At 55.1% G+C, this 19,543-nt stretch carries 18 protein-coding genes and 1 tRNA gene; 11 read left to right on the forward strand and 8 right to left on the reverse strand.

From position 1 onward, the window contains the following. Window positions 1-8 precede the first annotated feature (8 nt). Window positions 9-1,055, reverse strand: coding sequence for an agmatine deiminase family protein (locus G502_RS0102445; protein ID WP_022727072.1), 1,047 nt, complete (start codon window positions 1,053-1,055; stop codon window positions 9-11). 88 nt (window positions 1,056-1,143) lie between these two features. Continuing rightward, on the reverse strand, window positions 1,144-1,455 hold the full coding sequence (locus G502_RS18310; RefSeq protein ID WP_022727073.1) for a hypothetical protein: 312 nt from the start codon (window positions 1,453-1,455) through the stop codon (window positions 1,144-1,146). Window positions 1,456-1,605: 150 nt separating this feature from the next. Between G502_RS18310 and G502_RS0102455 the strand changes: the two genes are divergently transcribed. Next, window positions 1,606-1,696, forward strand: a tRNA-Ser gene (locus G502_RS0102455). Between the two features lie 13 nt (window positions 1,697-1,709). Here G502_RS0102455 and G502_RS0102460 read toward each other — a convergent pair. From G502_RS0102460 to G502_RS21255, 4 genes are read right to left on the reverse strand one after another with little or no spacing between them, the layout of a single operon-like run. Continuing rightward, window positions 1,710-3,137, reverse strand: a complete 1,428-nt coding sequence (locus tag G502_RS0102460) for an efflux transporter outer membrane subunit (protein ID WP_162140935.1) — start codon at window positions 3,135-3,137, stop codon at window positions 1,710-1,712. After that, on the reverse strand, window positions 3,134-6,265 hold the full coding sequence (locus G502_RS0102465; RefSeq protein ID WP_022727075.1) for an efflux RND transporter permease subunit: 3,132 nt from the start codon (window positions 6,263-6,265) through the stop codon (window positions 3,134-3,136). Before G502_RS0102465 ends, G502_RS0102460 begins: the two co-directional genes overlap by 4 nt. Then, window positions 6,255-7,388 carry an efflux RND transporter periplasmic adaptor subunit gene (locus G502_RS18315; RefSeq protein ID WP_162140936.1) on the reverse strand — a complete coding sequence of 378 codons (1,134 nt, stop codon included), beginning with the start codon at window positions 7,386-7,388 and terminating at the stop codon, window positions 6,255-6,257. Before G502_RS18315 ends, G502_RS0102465 begins: the two co-directional genes overlap by 11 nt. Then, window positions 7,375-8,076, reverse strand: coding sequence for a TetR/AcrR family transcriptional regulator (locus G502_RS21255; RefSeq protein WP_081649649.1), 702 nt, complete (start codon window positions 8,074-8,076; stop codon window positions 7,375-7,377). The genes G502_RS18315 and G502_RS21255 overlap by 14 nt, the downstream gene beginning before the upstream one ends. A 139-nt stretch (window positions 8,077-8,215) precedes the next feature. On the opposite strand from G502_RS21255, the gene G502_RS0102480 reads away from it, so the two are divergent. The 10 genes from G502_RS0102480 to G502_RS0102525 all read left to right on the forward strand — a co-directional run bounded on the left by G502_RS0102480 (window position 8,216) and on the right by G502_RS0102525 (window position 17,980). Continuing rightward, a complete protein-coding gene (locus G502_RS0102480; protein WP_211217787.1) occupies window positions 8,216-9,247 on the forward strand; it encodes a TAXI family TRAP transporter solute-binding subunit in 1,032 nt (343 codons plus the stop codon). After that, entirely contained in the window at window positions 9,244-9,852 is a 609-nt protein-coding gene (locus G502_RS0102485) for an NUDIX domain-containing protein (RefSeq protein WP_022727079.1), read from the forward strand. Before G502_RS0102480 ends, G502_RS0102485 begins: the two co-directional genes overlap by 4 nt. 68 nt (window positions 9,853-9,920) lie before the next feature. After that, window positions 9,921-10,925 (forward strand): cysteine synthase A, encoded by a 1,005-nt coding sequence (locus G502_RS0102490; protein WP_022727080.1) that lies wholly within the window; start codon window positions 9,921-9,923, stop codon window positions 10,923-10,925. Then, window positions 10,926-11,654, forward strand: a complete 729-nt coding sequence (locus tag G502_RS0102495) for an alanyl-tRNA editing protein (RefSeq protein WP_026988986.1) — start codon at window positions 10,926-10,928, stop codon at window positions 11,652-11,654. It begins immediately after the preceding gene. Then, window positions 11,654-12,538 (forward strand): 3-mercaptopyruvate sulfurtransferase, encoded by an 885-nt coding sequence (sseA, locus tag G502_RS18325; protein ID WP_022727082.1) that lies wholly within the window; start codon window positions 11,654-11,656, stop codon window positions 12,536-12,538. The genes G502_RS0102495 and sseA overlap by 1 nt, the downstream gene beginning before the upstream one ends. 41 nt (window positions 12,539-12,579) lie before the next feature. Next, a complete protein-coding gene (locus G502_RS22625) occupies window positions 12,580-13,551 on the forward strand; it encodes a GNAT family acetyltransferase (protein WP_281170004.1) in 972 nt (323 codons plus the stop codon). Between the two features lie 182 nt (window positions 13,552-13,733). Further along, window positions 13,734-14,759: an amino acid ABC transporter substrate-binding protein gene (locus tag G502_RS0102510; protein WP_022727084.1), complete on the forward strand. Its 1,026-nt coding sequence runs from the start codon at window positions 13,734-13,736 to the stop codon at window positions 14,757-14,759. A 133-nt stretch (window positions 14,760-14,892) separates the two neighbouring features. After that, complete coding sequence (locus tag G502_RS0102515) at window positions 14,893-16,083, forward strand: amino acid ABC transporter permease (RefSeq protein ID WP_026988988.1); 1,191 nt, start codon at window positions 14,893-14,895, stop codon at window positions 16,081-16,083. Window positions 16,084-16,086: 3 nt separating this feature from the next. Then, window positions 16,087-17,193, forward strand: coding sequence for an amino acid ABC transporter permease (locus G502_RS0102520; RefSeq protein ID WP_022727086.1), 1,107 nt, complete (start codon window positions 16,087-16,089; stop codon window positions 17,191-17,193). Window positions 17,194-17,206: 13 nt separating this feature from the next. Then, complete coding sequence (locus G502_RS0102525) at window positions 17,207-17,980, forward strand: amino acid ABC transporter ATP-binding protein (RefSeq protein ID WP_022727087.1); 774 nt, start codon at window positions 17,207-17,209, stop codon at window positions 17,978-17,980. Here the strand turns inward: G502_RS0102525 and G502_RS22915 are convergent. Together G502_RS22915 and G502_RS0102530 are read right to left on the reverse strand one after the other, a co-directional pair. Next, complete coding sequence (locus tag G502_RS22915) at window positions 17,946-18,170, reverse strand: DUF6898 family protein (protein ID WP_081649651.1); 225 nt, start codon at window positions 18,168-18,170, stop codon at window positions 17,946-17,948. The genes G502_RS0102525 and G502_RS22915 overlap by 35 nt on opposite strands. A 124-nt stretch (window positions 18,171-18,294) precedes the next feature. Then, window positions 18,295-19,407 (reverse strand): branched-chain amino acid ABC transporter substrate-binding protein, encoded by a 1,113-nt coding sequence (locus G502_RS0102530; protein ID WP_022727088.1) that lies wholly within the window; start codon window positions 19,405-19,407, stop codon window positions 18,295-18,297. Between the last annotated feature and the right edge of the window lie 136 nt (window positions 19,408-19,543).

Genomic DNA, 19,543 nt, shown 5'->3' on the forward strand with positions numbered 1-19,543 from the left:
CATGAGTTTTACGAGTTCTTTTTTTCCTGAAAGCTCATGAACTTGGGCTGTTGCAATGTGATGCAATGAATGCCGCCTCCTCCTTGGAGTATATCCAGAACAGGAAGCTGTATGACGTCGCGTCCCTTGAAAAGGCCAGAAAGGACCTTGTGCGCGCGGTCGTCCGCTGAATCCTCGAAAGCCGGTAGAATCAGACCCCCGTTCGGAGCGTAGAAATTGATATAACTTAGCGGCAAGCGCTCGCCTTTTGCATTGTAACGGGCCCGCGGCTGCGGAACCTCAGTGATCTCCAACTCACGCCCCTTGGCATCGACCGCCTCCTCCAGAACCTGTCGATTTGCTTCCAGGCGCTGATGATTTTCATCTTCTTCATCGTCACAGGTCAGGACGACAACCTTGCCAGGTGCCGTGAAGCAGCAGACGTTGTCCACATGGCCGTCCGTATGATCGCCAACCAGTCCATGGGGCAACCAAATCATCTTTTCAGTACCGGTATAACGCAGCAGCAGATCTTCTATATCAGCTCGGCTGAGCCCTGGATTTCGATTGCTGTTGACGATACTAGTCTCCACAGCGATCAACGTGCCGTCTCCATCCGTATGGAAAGCACCGCCCTCGGTTATCAACTCCGCGGCATATCGGTTAATACGCAAATGATCGAGGATCGCATCCGGGACCTGTGCATCCAGGTCATAGGGTACGAATCGCTCTCCCCAACCATTGAAACCCCATTTGACGCCTGTGATGTGTCCTTCGGAATCCATCAGGAAACTGGGACCATTGTCGCGTATCCAGGAGTCATCGTGTTCGACGGGCAGGCAGGCAACACCTGTCCCGCACTTGAGCGAAATATCGGCCATGTGATCCGGGTTTGCGATCATCGTCACAGGTTCGAAACGCGCGATGGCCTTGGCAATGTCCGCATAGGAATCCCGCACCTCTTCGATACGATCCCCCCATAAATCATCTCGGGATGGCCAGGCCATCCAACACCTGGCATGTGTTTCCCATTCCGCTGGAAATCGAAAACCGTCAGCACGCGGGTCCCTGATCACGTAACACCTGTCAGCTGTTTCAGTACTGTCTTCAAAGTCTAGGCGGAGACTCCAGGACTTGTCCATCTATGCAATTGTCACGTCAAATTCAGCGACGATTCCTTGCCTGACCGATGACCCAAGACAGAAAAAGACAGGCCACTCCAAGCAAGGTGAGAAATGGCAGGGCTGGGAGTTTCAATAGAGTCAGGATCGCTGGATCCCACAGGGCGGACCATAGATAACGTTCCGTTACAGCCTGCAGCAAATTGAGGCTGCCCGGATCCAGGCTGTACCAGATGGCACCTCCCTCACGGAAGCTCACGGTTCCTGCTGCCCTCCAGGCAATCATTTCCAGCCAGAGGCAACCAGCCGCAATGATCAGGAAAAACCATCCCAGGATCATGAACAATGTTCTCATCCTTCATCCTTTCCAGGGTGTCCAGGCAGCTACACCCTTGCCTTATTTATACTGCCAATTCTTCGATCCGCGGCATTGCATAGACCGAGGGGCTCGGCTATGTTCCCGCTCCATCGTCGGCGGTCACGATAACAGGATCGCGCAATAATGGGTGAGGTGGCCGAGTGGCTTAAGGCGCACGCCTGGAACGCGTGTAAGGGTTAATAGCCCTTCGTGGGTTCGAATCCCACCCTCACCGCCATTTTCACGAATTTTCAACTTCCTCTTCCCTCTTCTTCAATTCCACTGCCAAGAGCAGCATATAGATTGACGGTTTCCAGTCCCAATTGACGTTCGGCTTCTGCAAGCTGCTGCTCAGAGGTGGTCAGTTCGCGCTGGCTGTCCAGGACATCGATGAATGATGCAAAACCTTGGCGGTAAAGTTCTTGCGACTGTTCATAGGCCAGTCTGTTGTTCTCAACCGCTTCTTCAAGTGAGCGAATGCGCAAGGCCGTGCCGCGGTAATTCAGCAGCGTGGCTTCAACCTCTTGCAAGGCGGTGAGCAGAGTGTCCCGATAATTCAGAAGAGCCTGTTCCGCTCTCTCCTCGGCAGCCGTGACTTCGGCACGCCGTTCTCCACCATCGTAAAGCGGTACCTGCAGGAGTAACGAAAGCGTCCCCATGATGGTGTTGACGATATTCTCAGTCCCGATCCCACTTCGGCTTAAGGACAGAGTGCCTGGAAGTGTAAGTCTTGGATAGAGTTCGGCGATGGCTACGCCGATTTCAGCCGTCGCTGCAGCGACCTGAAGTTCGGCTGCATGAATATCCGGCCTGTTTCGTACCATATCCAGAGGCATGCCGACAGTATGTCCGTCCTGGATATCCGGAATTGGCTCTCGCCCCTCCAGCATTGCACTCAAGCTTCCAGGGACCCTGTCCACAAGCGTAGCCAAGGCATTCTCATAGTTCTTCATGTCGCTGCGAATCGGCCCCAGATCCGCACGCAAGGAAGACAACGAAGCTTGCGCTCTTACCTCGTCCAGGCCAGGAGCCAATCCGCTGGCAACCCTTTGTTGTACCAACTTCAGAGTCTGCTCCTGAAGATCCAGTGAGCGTTCAGTCAATGACAAGCGCTGCTGCTCTGCCCTCAGGTTGATAAAATTGCGTACGATCTCAGCCGTCGTCAGTCGTATGGCTTCACGTCTTAACGCTTCTTCCCGTTCCGCTCTGGCCCATGCGGCCTCTTCACTTCGTGCCAAGCGCCCAAAAAGGTCGATTTCCCAGCTACCATCGAGGATCGCGTCCAGCGAGCCTGAACGCGTGTAATCCGAATCGCCCAAACTTCGAGAAATGCTCCCACTCCCCTCACCTGAAAGATCGAAATTCGGGGTGCTTTGCGCCGTAACTCCCTCCGCCTGGGCACGTGCTTCGCGAACGCGACTCGCGGCAGTTCGAATCTCCAGATTCTGGTCCAGGCCAAGCCGGACCAGATCGCTCAAGGTGGAGTCCTCAAACAGCTCCCACCAATGGTCTTTTGAGGAATTGCCCTGAAAGCGGCTTGGAACAGGCGCATCATAGCTACTGGGAACTTCAGGTTCGGGCGCTTCGAAATCGGGGCCTACAGTTGTGCAGGATGCAAGTACTGCCAGGCAAAGAGCACCGGCAGCTGTTCTCAATCCTGGGTAAATACGGGGCTTCAAACCTGCGACTCCCTGGATGTTTCGACCTCATTGAGTTCTTGCTCTAGGGCGCGTCCGAAATCGCTTCGACTGCGAGCCAGAGGGGCCACAAGCTGATAAACGACTGGCGTGATCAGCAGGGTTGCAAATATCGCGATGCCCAGACCACCGAATATGACCCAGCCTATGGAGGTGCGCGCCTCACTGCCTGCGCCCGTACTCAGAATCAAAGGCACCGCTGCCAGAATTGTCGAAAGCATGGTCATGACCACCGGACGCAGGCGAATGGATGCCGCCTGAAAGGCCGCATCCTTCACCGAGAGCCCGCGATCCCTCAACTGATCGGCAAATTCCACGATCAATATGCCGTTCTTGGCCATCAGTCCTATGATCATGATCAGGCCGATCTGGCTGTAGATATTCAATGATGTACCTGTGAGCCACAACGACAGGACAGCAGCAGCCAGACCGAAGGGTACGGTCAGCATCACAACGATGGCGCTGGCAAAACTTTCGAACTGTGCTGCCAAAACCAGGAAGACAACCACCAAAGCAATGGCAAAGGTGACCATGGTGTCGCTTGCCGCTTCCTCAAGCGCTTCCGCCTGCCCCAGAAACACGAGGCTGTAACCGCTCGGCAAGATTTCATCCGCCAGAGACTGGACATCGGTTACAGCCTGGTTCAGGGCATAGTCGTCGGGCAGCCCTGCCTCAATCTCTATGGCACGACGCTGCCCCCGTCGTTCCAGCTCTGGCGCGATACCGCTTTCCCGAATGGAGATCAGTGACGAAAGCGGGATGGTCTCGCCATCACGCGTTGTGACGAACAGGTTGTTGAGGTCATCAGTGTCTTTCACGGTGCCAAAAGCGGATTCCAGGTAGATCGGGACGGCTTCATCCTCGACATTGAGTTCCGTTACCTGGGAGCCATCCACCATTGCACTGAGAACCGTTGCAATGCCGGAGATATCCACACCCAAGTCCGCAGCTCTTTCGCGGTCGATATTCAGGGAGAGCTGTGGCTGAGTTGTGGAATACTCCATGCTCGGGGGCGATTGGAGCTGCATCCTTTCTGACATTGCGGCCATCAATTCCTCAGAGGCCTGTGCAATACGATCGTAGTCCGGACCTGTAACAGCGAACTCCAGGTCAGACCCTCCCGTCCGGATGCTCAGGCTGTTGGGGTTCACGATAAAGCTTCGCGCCCCTGGAATCTGGCTGAGTTCAGGCTGAAGGCTTTCAGAAATTTCCTGCTGACTGCGCGCACGTTCTTCCCAATGAACCAGCGGCGCAATGATGAAACCGGCATTCGGATCCCGGCGCCCGACGATAGAGAGAACCGTCCGCACTTCACCGCTGTCCACCAAAGGCTCCAGCAGTGCCTCTGCCCGGCTGACCTGACGATCCGTGTACCCCAGATTTACCCCATCGGGTCCGCGCATGGATATGACCAGTACGCCCCGGTCTTCATTTGGAACGAGTTCCTGCTCCAGGTTCATGTAGACAAGCGCCGTTGACCCGGCCAGCGCGAACATCAGCCCCACGAAAAGCATTGGAACAGCCATTAGGGCCGTCAGAATCCGCTTGTATAAACCACTTCCCTTGCGACCGACTGCCTCGAACCGGCGGCGCAGAGGGCCAGGCTCGAGTGACTGTCGGGTTTGAGAGGGAATCAGCCTAGAAGCCAGCATCGGACAGAGGGAAAGCGCGACAAAGGATGAAAGTCCGACAGAGATTGCCAGGACAAAACCGAACTCCATGAACAGTTGCCCAGCGCGCCCAGGTAGAAAGGCGACGGGCACGAACACCGAAATCAGAGTTGCTGTAGTGGCCAGGATCGCGAAAAAGACTTGGCGGGCACCCAGAACAGAGGACGCCAGACGCCCGGCCCCTTGGCGGCGCCAGCGCTCGACATTCTCAAGAACGACGATTGCATCGTCGACCACGAGACCTGTTGCCAGAACAAGGGCCAGCAAGGTCAGGATGTTTATGGAGAACCCTAGCAGCCATATGGCGGCAAGCGTGCCGATCAGCGCCACGGGTATGGTCAAGCCGGGAATCAGCGTCAGTCTTGGTGAACCCAGGAAAGCAAGTATCACCAGGATGACGATGACGATACCGAGCAGGAGTGCCAGAAGCACTTCACTTATGGCCCCACTGATGAAGACTGCATCGTCGGAAATCGTGGCTATGCTGATATCCTCGAACCTGCGATTGAGTTCATCTGCCGCCTGGGCCACGCCTTCGGAGATTTCAATTGTATTGGATTGTGCCTGCCTCACGATGCCAAGGCCCAGGACGGAATCCCCATCCAGACGGACGTATGAGTTGGCTTCGGCCGGACCGTAGAAAACGCTGGCTACATCGCGTACACGCACGGTGTCATTGATAAAGAGGGCTTCAATTGCCTGTTCTTCGACAACTGAGGCATCGGCGCGCACGACCAGGTCCTGATCACCGGACTCGAAGCTGCCTGCAGGCACATCCAGTCGGGCACTTTCAAGCGTATTGGCAATATCGTCGATGGCAAGCTTGTGTGTCGCAAGTTTTGCCGGGTCCAACACGATATTGAGGGTTTGCTGACGGTCACCGAAAAGGCTGACATCGGCCACTCCCGGCACACTCAACAGGGTGGTGGAAATCTCGTTGTCGACCAGGCGTGTGAGTTCTTGGGTGGAGAGGACCTCGCTTGTCACCGAGAGCCGCAGGATGGGGCTGGCGTCATCGTCGGCCTTGATGACGACAACATCTTCCACCCCATCTGGGAGTCTGCGCTGTACCTCGCTAATGGCTTCGCGAACATCGTTTGCTGCATTGTTGACATCCACGGATGGATCAAAATCCAGGTATATGCGCGTGCTGCCCTCTTCGCTGGCCGCATTTATGGAGCGAACCCCCGAAACCCGTGCGGCCGCCCCTTCAAGGGCGCGCGTGACTTCTGAATCCATGGTTTCCGGAGCCGCACCTGGGTAGCTGGCCCGCACTGTCACCACCGGACGATCGACACTTGGCAACTCGCGAACCTCGACACCAAGGACTGCAGCTATGCCAGCCAGAACGATGAGAAGATTCAGGACAATGGCCAGGATTGGCCGGCGTACGCTGACAGACGTCAGGTCCTGCTTGTGCTCTCCCTGCTCAGCCGTCATTGAGAATTCCGGCTGCGCTTCTTTCAGAGATATCCTCGGGCGGGGCCTTTTGGGAACGCACGTCGACAGGCATTCCGCCCCGCAGGGACTGCATGCCTTCGATTACGACTTGATCTTCACGTGACAACTGCCCCGAAAGCAGGGCCCAGCCATTTGCCCGTTTCAGGACTTCCACGGCCTGGCGTTCAGCGACACCGTCGTGCACCAGCCAGACATATGCAGCCTCCCTGTCCCACTGGACGGCAACAGCGGGGACGGCTGGATAAAGCTCGCCAGAGAGGAACAACTCGATGACAAAGGACATACCCGTACGAAGGCGTCCTTGTTCGTTGGGCAGTTGGGCGCGCACCTGCAAAGTACGCGTTTCCCGATCAATTCGGTTCTCGATACTCCTGATTTTTCCCGTAAACTCCTCACCGGGCAAAGCCCAAGTCTGTGCAACTACCTGCTGGCCTTCCTGAACGGCATATGCAAAGGATTCCGGAATATTGAAGTCGACGTTGAGGTTCGAAGCGTCATCGAGCGTGGCAATGGCTGAGGACTCGTTAACTCTTTCACCGGGGTCGACCTGAGAGCGACCAATCACACCATCAAAGGGGGCAAGGATCATCCGCTTGGTGTAGGCGAGTTCAGCTTGCGAGAGTTCGATCTGGGCGACCGAAAGCGCGTTGCGCGCTTGATCAACTTCCGTCGCAGAAACGGCCCCGCTTGGTGCAGCCTGTTCATATCGGGCAAGCCGCTGGCGGGTATCCTGCAGTTGAAGTTTGGCCAATTCCAGAGCCAGCTCTTCGTCTTCCTTGTCCAGAGTAAGGAGCAGGTCTCCTTCACGGACAGAATCACCCGACTTGAACAGGACGTCACGTACTTGACCCGCTGATTCTGGAGTAAGTGTAATTGACTGTTGTGCCTGTCCTGTTCCAACCGAAACAATCCGCGACGCATCGCTTTCAAAGCTGACGGACTGCACGATAACAGGCTGCTTATCGGTCTCCTGACCCGCAGCCGAATCATTGCCAGTATCAAGGGCTGGATCTTTGGCTTCAAAAACCGAGAGCAAATACCAGGTCACCAAGACCAGAAAAACTGCCAGTATCAGATAGGCCAACTGCTTAGCTTTTGACATTCGCCCCCTTAACATGCGCAGCAGAACTCACTTCGGACGAAAGTACACCTTGCGTGTCCCCGGTATTCTTCGCATTTGGCAAGATGAACCCATAGGCCGCATGGTCCGTGACCGCCTGTACCAGTACGTGCAGGTCTCTATTGGGTACGTGTGTGACACCACTGCGGATCATTCCCATGACCAGATGAGCAAGCAACTCGCTGTCCACAGTCCTATAAGCACCACAGGTGCACCCTCGCTCGAAGTTGCGCTGAAGTGTGCTGACAAGTGACAGACGGGCTTCGTGAACGGAGTGTCGCCAGCTTTCATGAAGTTCCTTCTTGCTGCGCATCAACATTCGCAAAGGTAAGAAGTTCTGGGAAAAGCTGCGCGCCATGCAATCCACGATACCGTGGAAGCGCACTAATGGCGGCTGAGGCGTTTCCTCGATCTGTGCAATCCGAGCACTGAGTTCGGCGACAATCTTTTCCAGGCACGCCGTCAAAAGGGCTTCACGACTGCCGAAATATCGATACAGAGTTGCCTTGCCGGCCCCCACACCATGTGCGAGTTCATCCATTGACAGCTGTTCTGCGGGCTGGCGAGCCAGAATATCTATGACAGACGCCAGAATCCTGTCACGGCGTTGCCGCTTCCAGTCAGGCAACATTGTATCGGGCTCGGAAAAAGTGAAACTCATCGGTTTCATTCTCACTGCAACTTCCCAATAGCACAAAGAAAAATTGCCGGCCCGAAAAACCAACGCCTTCTGGGAAGGCTTGCCTTGGCCATGCCCGATTGCTGAGGTTATCCTGTTTGGAACCACATACTGGGATGGAGGCAAGACGGTGTCCTTAAGTCGACGTCAGTTCCTGATATCAGGTGGCCTTCTCTTTGCTTTGCCCTGGGCCAAGAATGTCGCATCACAGGAAGCTCGAATCCTGCGTATCGGAACCGCCTCCACCGCTGGTATTTATTTCCCCATAGGTGGCTTGATCGCCAGTGCCATCAGCAGTCCCCCGGGCAGCCGGGAGTGTGAACGCGGCGGCAGCTGCGGTGTTCCGAACCTGATAGCCACGGCTCAATCCACGGAAGGTTCGGCCTTCAATGTGGCTGCCATTGAACAAGGCAATCTGGAAACGGCGCTGGCCCAGGCAGACGTTGCCTTCTGGGCCTATCATGCCGAAGGCCCCTATGAAGGGCGCGATCGCATGCAGAATCTTCGCACCATCGCAAACCTCTATCCTGAAGTTATCCAGGTCGTGACGCGTGAGGACTCGGAGATTGAAAGCCCTCAGGATCTTGCAGGTAAGCGCATTTCCCTGGATCAAAAAGGGTCAGGGTCCCTCGTGGACGCACTTCTGATACTGGAAGCCTGGGGCCTGTCGCCTGATGATTTCGAGGCCTCATACCTCGCGCCCAATGTTGCTGCCTCGCAACTGCGGAAAGGCGAGTTGGACGGCTTCTTTATGGTGGCTGGAACACCAACTCCTGCAATCAATGACTTGACGGAAGAAGTCTCCATTCGGCTGCTCAGACTGGAAGGTGAGCCTGTTGAGCGCCTACAAAGCCGCTATCCTTTCTTTTCCACCGCGGAGGTCTCGGAAGGGACCTATGAAGGTGTTCCCGGCACGCCAAGCCTGTCCGTGGGGGCACAATGGCTCGTGGATGCCCGCCTGGAAGAGGAACTGGTATTTCAAATGACCCGGGCATTCTGGCATCCGATGCACAGGAAATTGTTCGAGGAAGGACATCCCCAGGCACGCAGGATCTCACTGGATACGGCGCTCAACGGACTTGGGGCTCCTTTGCATCCAGGTGCCAAGCGCTATTACGAGAGCATCGGCATTACCATCATCGAACCCTATGAGACCGAATGACTGATAACGACGCGGAAGTTGAACTGCACTCAAGCGAATACCTCTATTCCGGCTTCCTGAAGCTGTCAGGCCATAGCTTTACTTACAGAACTCTGAGTGGCGGACAAAGCAAGCTGCTCAAACGCGAAGTTTGTGAACGCAAACCAGCCGTCGCTGTGCTGCCCTATCACCCAGAAAGCGACAGCATCATGATGCTGGAACAGTTTCGTCTGCCCGCCTGGTTGGCTGGCATGCAGGGCTGGCAGTTCGAAGTTGTTGCCGGCCTCATTGAACAGGATCAGAGCGAAGAGGAAACCGCTCTTAGAGAAAGTCGCGAGGAAGCGGGCCTGGAGATCTTGGAGCTTTGGCACATCAATCGCGTCCTGTCCTCTCCCGGTGGCTGCGATGAAGTGATCTCGACGTATCTGGGACGCCTTTCGGAACCTGGTGTGGATGGGCACTATGGGCTTGAAGAGGAAGATGAAGACATACGTGCTTTCATGATTCCGTTCGATGATGCTTATGCCCTCTTGGAACAGGGCCGGATCGAGAACGCAACAGCCTGGATGGCGTTGGCTTGGCTAAAGCTGAATCATGATGAAGTCCTACGCTGTTGGAAGACGTGACCTTACGGCTTTGTCATGCAAAAGTTTTTGATTCCTGATTCAACTGAAACGATAGGCTGTGTATATCCATGCAGATTCGTGAGGGCTTTATAGGGACGATTGGGCAAACGCCCTTGATTCATCTGAAACGTGCCTCGGAAGAGACGGGCTGCACAATCCTGGGCAAGGCCGAATTCCTTAACCCCGGTGGGTCCGTAAAGGACCGGGCCGCATGGGCGATTGTGAGAGATGCGGAAAATCAGGGATTGCTCAAACCCGGCGGTGTTATCGTCGAGGGAACGGCAGGAAATACCGGAATAGGTCTGGCGCTTGTCGGGCGTGCCCGCGGATATCGAACCGTTATCGTTATCCCGGAAACCCAAAGCCAGGAAAAGAAGGACATGCTGCGGCTGTGTGGTGCCGATCTTCGTGAAGTACCCGCTGTTCCCTACAAGAATCCGCAGAACTATGTCCATGTATCCCAGCGTCTGGCAGAAGAGTTGGCACAAGACCATGAAGCAGGTGCCATTTGGGCCAACCAGTTCGACAACGCCGCCAACCGCCTCGGACATTACGAAACCACAGGCCCTGAAATCTGGGAACAGACGGACGGAGGCGTGGACGGTTTCACCTGTTCCGTGGGAACCGGTGGGACACTTGCCGGCGTGGCCATGGCGCTCAAGGAACGAAACTCGCAAGTCCAGGTCGCTCTCAGCGATCCGTCAGGCTCTGCCTTGCACCATTACTATGCGCATGGAAGCCTGAAAGCCGAAGGCACCTCGATTACGGAAGGTATCGGGCAAGGGCGCATAACAAAGAACCTGGAAGACCTCTCTCTTGACGCCTCCTTCTCCATACCGGACAGCGAATCCCTGCCTGTCGTCTTCGAATTGCTGGAACATGAAGGTCTTTGCCTGGGTGGATCCAGTGGTGTGAATGTCGCCGGTGCAATCCGCCTTGCCCGCGAAATGGGCCCGGGGCACACTATAGTCACGGTACTTTGTGATTTTGGTACACGCTATCAGAGCAAACTCTACAATCCGGCGTTCCTCAGAGAGAAGTCCCTGCCAGTCCCAAATTGGCTTGAGGAGTAGATGACTATGGAATTTCTGTTCCAGGAAGACCCTTATCTGAAAAGCTGTCGGGCCCGTATCACGGAAAGTTCACCTGAAGGTGTGTTCTTCGATCGCACGGTTTTCTATCCCGAAGGAGGTGGCCAGCCTGGAGACACCGGCATTATGCGCCTGTCTTCCGGGGCTGAGGTCTCAATTACAGATACCCGCAAGCACGGCGTTCAAGATCAGGATATCCTGCATGTTCTGGCAGAAGACTCCACTATACCTGAGGTCGGGGAAGAAGTTGAATTGCAGATCGACTGGGAGCGCCGACACAGGCTGATGCGCATGCATACAAGCCTTCATTTGCTCTGTTCGCTTGTCGATGGCGATGTCACTGGCGGACAGATTTCCGACGGCAAAGGACGCCTGGATTTCAACCTTCCTGACGGAGCACCTGACAAGTCCTGGTTGACGGACGAACTCAATGATCTAATCAGGCGTGCCATTCCGGTTTCGGTAATCTGGGCAAGCGATGAAGAACTGGACAAGACCCCAGAGCTTGTAAGGACCATGTCCGTCAAGCCGCCGCGCGGTAGTGGGCGTGTGCGCATGTTGCAGATAGAAGGTGTCGACCTGCAGCCCTGTGGAGGAACCCATGTCAGCAACACCAGTGAAATCGGCACCCTGGAAGTCGGAAAGATCGAAAACAAGGGGCGACAGAATCGCCGCATAAACTTGCGTTTTGCCAAGCAGGAAACAGCTTGATGACAGATCCAGCCAACCCGCTTGTTTCAACCGAGTGGCTCGAAAAGAATCTTGCCACTCCGGATGTCCGCGTCGTGGACGCCACCTACTACTTGCCGGTGGAAGACGGTGATGCCCGCGCAGAATATGAACAGGAGCATATTCCAGAGGCCGTCTTCTTCGATATCGATGCCATTAAGGACGACAGTAATTCGCTTCCGCATATGCTGCCTTCACCTGAAGTTTTCTCTTCCAAGGTCCGCAAACTTGGACTTGGCGATGGCACACGCATTGTCGTCTATGATCGCAAGGGTTTGATGTCCGCGCCGCGGGTCTGGTGGATGTTTCGCGTCTTCGGGCACCGGGATGTCTATGTGCTCGATGGTGGGCTGCCCAAGTGGAAGGCTGAACAACGTCCGCTGGATGACCACCCTGTCCTCCCCGAAGAGCGGCATTTTACGGCCCGTTTCGACACAACACGTGTCCGGGATCTCAATAAGATTCTGGGCAACATAGAGTCCAAGGCAGAGCAGCTCGTTGATGCACGAAGCGCAGGGCGTTTCGAGGGTCGGGATCAGGAACCCTGGCCGGGGCGTCAATCGGGGCGAATCCCCGGCAGCTACAACGTGCCCTACACGAACCTGATCGATTCCCAAAGCGGATGCCTGAAAGCCCCTGACGCGTTACGACGCCAATTCGAGGATGCAGGCGTCGACCTCCAGGCGCCAATCGTTACATCCTGTGGCTCGGGAATCACTGCAGCTGCGCTTGCCATGGCGCTAGATATTCTCGGGCACCGTGATGTTGCTCTTTATGATGGTTCCTGGGCTGAATGGGGTTTGAGTGACAAACTTCCAATCGAAAAAGGTCCGGAAGCGAGCGCGTCAGTTTCCACGGAAAGATAGTCATTTCAGACAACCCCAACAAATCACCTGATATTGACGACCTGGGCACAGGCGAGGTGCAAGCATGTATTGCACTGTGGGATGAATGCGGACTTTTGGTTCCACACAACAACCCGCAGGAGGATATCGCCCTCTTTCAGGCTGCTCCTTCGGCTCGGGTTCTGGTCGCACAACTGGATGAAAAGATTGTTGGAACTGTCTGTGTGGGCCACGATGGCCATCGTGGCTGGCTCTATTATCTGGCGGTCAGTTTGGCACACCGCCACCAAGGAATAGCCAAGGCTTTGCTGAACAGGGCCGAGGAATGGCTTTCTGCTCAGGCGATCCGCAAGGTGCAACTGATGATTCGCCCTGACAATCAATCCGTTGCCGCTTTTTATCAGAAGCAAGGCTACCAACTCACGCCCCGTGCGGTTATGGCCAAATGGCTTTCGAAGGGCGCAGATTCATCAGCCTCGTCGGGCAGTACCGACTACCTAAACACAACAATCACCTATCTGGAGATGACGTCTACGCCTGGATTCACTGACACCGAGCTAAAGCTTCCAGAAGACTGCCAGCTACGCCAGGCAAACAAACTGCCCCCTTCATTCTACCGCTACCTCTATAACACCGTGGGGGAACCGTGGCTTTGGTGGGAAAGACGTATACTAAGCGATGATGAATTGGAGGCCATCCTGCATGAAAGCGGGCATGAAGTGCACGTTCTCTACCGTGGAGGTGTTCCGGCAGGATTCGGGGAGCTTGAACGCAAACAGGATGGAAGCGTCGAACTTGCCTACTTCGGTCTCCTTCCGGACTTCATCGGTCAAGCGCTTGGCCCGATATTCCTCAAGTCGATCGTGCAACTGGCCTGGCAAGCTACAGCGACAAAGACCCTGAAGGTCAACACCTGCAATCTGGATCATCCACGTGCGCTCGCTCTTTATCAATCGGTCGGTTTCTCCACTACGTCACGAGAAACGAGGCGCATCATCAATCCTCGGTCTCTAGGGCTGTTCAACAAGGTCTGAGAGGACCATCAAAACCGCCTGCCAACATGCCGATTCAGAATCTTATTCTCCTGTATTTTCAGGAGCTTGAATATTGGTTTCAAGAATCTCTTCAAATTTTTCACATAGCTGCTACAACTGGATCAGGCTGTATAGCCAGAAACTTACAACTGATAAAACAATGAACAGGATAGGGTAGATTCATGACTCTCAAATCATTCCTGGCTGCCGGCGCCTTTGTTGCCGCCTCTGCTGTTGCCATGCCTGCCATGGCTGGCGAAACGCTTGATGCCGTTCGGGATCGTGGCGAACTGCGCTGTGGTGTGAACACAGGTCTTGCCGGCTTTAGCAATCCTGATAGTGAAGGCAATTGGCAGGGCCTGGATGTGGATGTCTGCAAAGCAATAGCAGCTTCTATTCTGGGCGATGCTGACGCTGTCAGCTACACCCCTCTAACCGCACAGCAGCGTTTCACGGCGCTTCAGTCTGGTGAAGTGGACGTCCTGTCTCGCAACACGACATGGACCCTGACCCGTGACACCTCCCTGGGCCTGCACTTTGCCCCGATCACTTTCTATGACGGTCAGGGCTTCATGGTGCGTAAGGAACTTGGCGTCGAAAGTGTGCATGATTTGGACGGTGCCACCGTCTGTGTTCAGCCGGGCACGACGACGGAGTTGAACCTCGCGGATTTCTTCCGTGCCAACGAGATGGACTTCGAGCCGGTGGTCATAGAGGACTTCGAGGAAGTCAATGCGGCCTACTTCGCAGGCCGTTGCGATGCTTACACGACTGACTCCTCGGGCTTGGCCTCCGTTCGTTCCACAGCGCCGGATCCCACCGCACACATGATCCTGCCGGAAATCATCTCCAAGGAACCCTTGGGGCCGGCCGTACGCCAGGGCGATGACGAGTTCTTCAACATCGTCAAGTGGGTGGTTTATGCCCTGATCGAGGCCGAGGAATATGGCGTAAATTCCGAGAACCTCGAAGAGATGCGCGAGACCAGCGAGAATCCTGGTATCAAGCGTTTGCTGGGTGCTGAACCCGGCATGGGCGAGCACCTGGATCTCGAAGAAGACTGGGCTTACAACGCGATCGAAGCCGTTGGCAACTACGGGGAAATCTTTGAACGCAATGTCGGTCCGGATACCGATCTGGGTCTCGAGCGCGGCATCAACGGGCTCTGGACTGATGGCGGCCTGATGTACGCCATGCCGGTACGGTAAGCACGTCAAGCAAAGGGCCGCGCTGGCTTTTGTCGCCGGGCGGCCCTTTCGCGTGTTATCCCCTTCCCTGACCTGGCGCATGAAGAGCGTCCGGTTTTCTTGATTGGCAGGCTCGGGAACGAGGAGTTCGACCGTGACGGTACCCGCCGGAGTCGACACAGACAGGAAAGGTGTGTCTGCAATCTGGAACGACCCGCAGACACGCGGAATCATATACCAGGCTCTTGCCCTCATCCTTGTTGTTCTTGTCGGCTGGTTTCTCTTCTCCAATACCCTCCAGAACTTGGAGGAGAGAAACATTTCGACAGGTTTCGGTTTCCTGGACCGAAGCGCGGGCTTCTCGATCAGTGAATCCCTTGTGGACTATGAGGCTTCGGATACCTACGGGCGCGCCTTCCTTGTTGGCCTGCTCAATACGTTTCAGGTCGCTCTTCTGGGGATTTTCCTGGCAACGATTCTTGGAACGATCGTCGGTATACTGAGGCTCTCGACGAACTGGCTTGTCGCCAAATTGGCCTCGGTCTATGTCGAGGTCCTGCGCAATATCCCCGTCCTGCTACAATTGTTCGTATGGTATGGGGTCATTACGGTCAGCCTCCCCTCCCCGCGACAAGCCTTCGAACCCATGCCAGGTGTCTTCCTCAGCAATCGCGGATTCATGATTCCCGCTCCTGTCGAAGACCCGGCCTATAGCTATATGGGTATCGCCTTCGCGGTCGCGATCCTGCTCAGTATTACTCTGCGTATCTGGGCAAGAAGGCGGCAATACCTAACCGGGGCGCAGTTTCCTGTTTTTCCCTGCAGTGTGGGAATGCTGATCGGCCTGCCGATTCTGGGATGGCTCATTGGTGGCGCACCTGTCGTTTTTGAACTTCCCGTCCTTCAGGGCTTCAACTTTCAAGGTGGCATCACCCTCTCGCCTGAGTTTGCAGCACTTCTGCTTGGTTTGACGACCTACACGTCTGCCTTCATTGCGGAAATTGTCCGTGGCGGTATTCTCGGGGTCGATTATGGACAGACCGAAGCGGCAGCTTCACTGGGATTGAGGCGCGTGCGCATTCTGCGGTTCATCATCCTGCCTCAAGCCTTGCGCCTTATTGTACCGCCAACAACCAGCCAGTATCTCAACCTGACCAAGAACAGTTCTCTTGCAGTGGCGATCGGTTACCCGGATCTGGTGTCCGTCGGCAATACCACATTGAATCAAACTGGTCAGGCGATTGAGGCTGTCACGATTTTCATGGCCGTATATCTCTCATTCAGTCTGTCAATCTCGGTGTTCATGAACTGGTACAACAGCCGTATTGCACTGGTGGAGCGCTGACCCATGACAATGTCTGACACTCAGCAAGAAAGCAAAACCTACCAGCGACCGCCATTGGCACGTATTGGCGCCATTGGCTGGTTGCGTGCCAATCTTTTCAACACCTGGTACAACTCGCTCCTGACGATCCTGATCCTCTGGATGTTCTACAAAATCATCCCTCCTTTCGTTAATTGGGCACTCTTCGATGCTGTATGGGGGAAAGTGGAATCCACGGTTTGCCGGCAAACGGATGGAGCCTGCTGGGCCTTTCTCTATGAGAAGGCCAACCTAATTCTTTTCGGGCTTTACCCTTTCGAAGAGCAGTGGCGCCCCACGATCGCAATGCTGATCTTCATTGCTGTCGTAGCCACAAGCTGCCATCCGAGCGCCTGGCGCAAGTCGCTGATCCTTGCATGGGTCATCGCTGTGCCTGCCATCGCTATCCTGATGTGGGGGGGCATTCTTGGGCTCAGCTATGTCCCCAATACCCGCTGGGGTGGGCTGCCCCTGACCCTGCTTCTTTCGGGAGTTGGCCTGATGTTCGGCTTCCCGATTGGCGTGTTGCTTGCACTGGGACGCCGCTCGAACATGCCGGCGATACGAACCCTGTGTGTGACCTATATCGAACTGATCCGTGGCGTCCCACTCATCACGATCCTCTTCATGGCATCGGTGATGTTTCCACTTTTCCTGCCCACGGGACTGACAATCGATAAACTGTTGCGCGCTCAGATCGGTCTGATCATGTTTGCCTCCGCCTATCTGGCAGAAGCCGTGCGTGGTGGGCTACAATCTCTGCCCAGCGGTCAGTATGAAGCGGCTGACAGTCTAGGTTTGAGTTATTGGAAGAAGATGCGGTTGATCATTTTGCCGCAGGCCCTGCGCATATCGATCCCTGCACTTGTGAACAGTTTCATAAGCTTCTTCAAGGATACATCACTGGTCATCATCATCGGCCTTTTCGACCTGATGGGCGCCACGAAGGCGGCTCTGACCGATGCTGCCTGGCGTGGTTTCTACAAGGAAGCCTATCTATTCACGGCCGTCATCTATTTCGTCTTCTGCTTTTTCATGTCGAAATACTCGCAGTACCTGGAACAGCGCCTGAATGTCGGCACACGGCGCTAGGAGAAACGAAACCATGAGCACAGCCAAGAATCAGACTCCAGCCAACAAGGGTGATACCGTCATCGAGATCAAGGATCTCAACAAATGGTTCGGCGATTTTCAGGTTCTGCGCGATATCAATATGAATGTTGCGTCAGGCGAGAAGATCGTGATCTGCGGGCCATCCGGATCCGGTAAATCAACACTGATCCGCTGCATAAATGCCTTGGAGGAACACCAGAAGGGCAGCATCGTTGTCGATGGAATTTCCCTGACGAACAACCTCAAGAACATTGACGCTGTGCGCCGTGAAGTCGGCATGGTGTTTCAGCAATTCAATCTCTTCCCTCACCTGACGGTGATGGACAACCTGACCCTAGCTCCTATCTGGGTTCGCAAAATCCCCAAGAAAGAAGCCGAGGAAACGGCCATGTACTATCTGGAACGGGTCAAGATTCCGGAACAGGCCGATAAATATCCTGGCCAGCTCTCAGGCGGGCAGCAGCAACGCGTTGCCATCGCTCGCTCGCTGTGCATGAAGCCCAAGATCATGCTCTTCGACGAGCCCACCTCGGCACTTGACCCCGAGATGATCAAGGAAGTCCTTGAGGTCATGACCCAATTGGCCGAGGAAGGGATGACCATGCTTTGCGTGACGCACGAAATGGGTTTTGCTCGCACGGTCGCCAACCGGATCGTCTTCATGGACTATGGAGAGATCGTCGAACAGAATGATCCTGAGGAGTTCTTCCACAATCCCAAGTCGGATCGCCTCAAACTGTTCCTGGGGCAGATCCTGCATCATTGATTGAGGGGCGCAGTCCCTTCTTCCTCAAAACATACTCCAGTTTCTTGACTGCGAGTTCCTTCAATGCAGCCTCTCCACGCGAAGGCTGCCCCACGATCGAGACTTCTATCAAAGTCTCGGGGTCGACAGCGGACACTTTCACATAAGCGCCCACGCGTATGAATTCGATCAAGGCTTCACGATGCGGCATACGAGCAAGATAGGAAGCTGTTCATAAAATAAGTCTTAACGCTGCACATGCAGCTCTTCTGAAACAGGAACGGCCCGGTCTATTCAACCGGGCCGTTCACTTTCATCCAGCAGAAGAGATGGGCTTACATTTCGCTGTATTCACCGTCTTCCCAGATATACCAGACATAGTTCGGGTCGGCCGGATCGCCCTTTTCGTCAAAGGTGATCTCTCCAATCACGGTGTTGAAGGTGTTGCCCTTGATGGCTTCTGACAGGGTCATTGTATCGAATGAACCGGTCTCCTCGGCAGCCTGGGCCCAGACCTGGACCGCAGCATAGGTGTAGAGGGTATAACCTTCGGGCTCATAACCATCTTCACGAAAGTCCGCAACCAGTTCCTCTGCTTCCGGCAGCTTCCGCGGATCCGGTGCAAAGGTCATGATGGTGCCTTCGCCGGCATCGCCGGTGATGTTCCAGTATTCCTCGGTTACGAGCGCGTCACCGGAAACGAGCTGTGGCTCATAGTTCTGTTGACGCGCCTGGCGGATCATGAGGCCGGCTTCCGTGTGATACCCACCCACGTAGATGGCCTTGATACCCTCGGATTTCAGTTTCGAGACGAGTGCGGAGTAGTCACGTTCACCGGCCGTATAGGCTTCGTAAACGCCCTCTTCGACTCCCCGTTCGTTCAACTGAGCCTTTGTCTGGTCGGCCAGGCCTTTGCCGTAGGCGGTCTTGTCGTGAAGAATCGCAATTTCACCGCTCTCATAATTCTCAGCCAGATACTTCCCGGCAACGATACCCTGGGCATCATCGCGTCCGCATGTGCGGAACACGTTGTACCAGCCTTCTTCAAAGGGCTTGTCCGTGAAGTCCGGATTGGTCGAGGCCGGAGAAATCTGAAGAATATCGGATTCCATGTAGACCGAAGAGGCCGGGATCGACGAGCCGGAACAGAAATGTCCGGCAACGAACCGCACGCCCTCTCCCGCCAGTTTGTTTGCGGCAGCCACCGCCTGCTTCGGGTCACAAGCGTCATCCTCGATCAGTCCGACCACCTCTTCACCATTCACGCCACCATTGGCGTTGAGGTCTTCCACTGCCTTTTCAAGGCCGCGCTGCATCTGTTCGCCAAAAGAGGCATACTGGCCTGTCAATGGGCCGACAGTCGCGATTTGCACTTCGGCCTGAGCTGCCGCAAGGGTGGCGCCGGAAAAAGCGACCGCCGCGGCAACAGCTATAGAGAACTTATTCATTCCTTGTACTCCCTGTTAGATACCGGAAAGTCCTTTCCAAAGCTGCACCATCTTCCGGCGGCGGGGCTGATCCCCATGATGCAGCTGTCACTTGAGCCCATAATGGGGCTGATAGGGCAGCGATGTGGTGTGATCT

This window comes from Fodinicurvata sediminis DSM 21159 (genome assembly GCF_000420625.1).
Lineage (GTDB): Bacteria > Pseudomonadota > Alphaproteobacteria > Kiloniellales > DSM-21159 > Fodinicurvata > Fodinicurvata sediminis.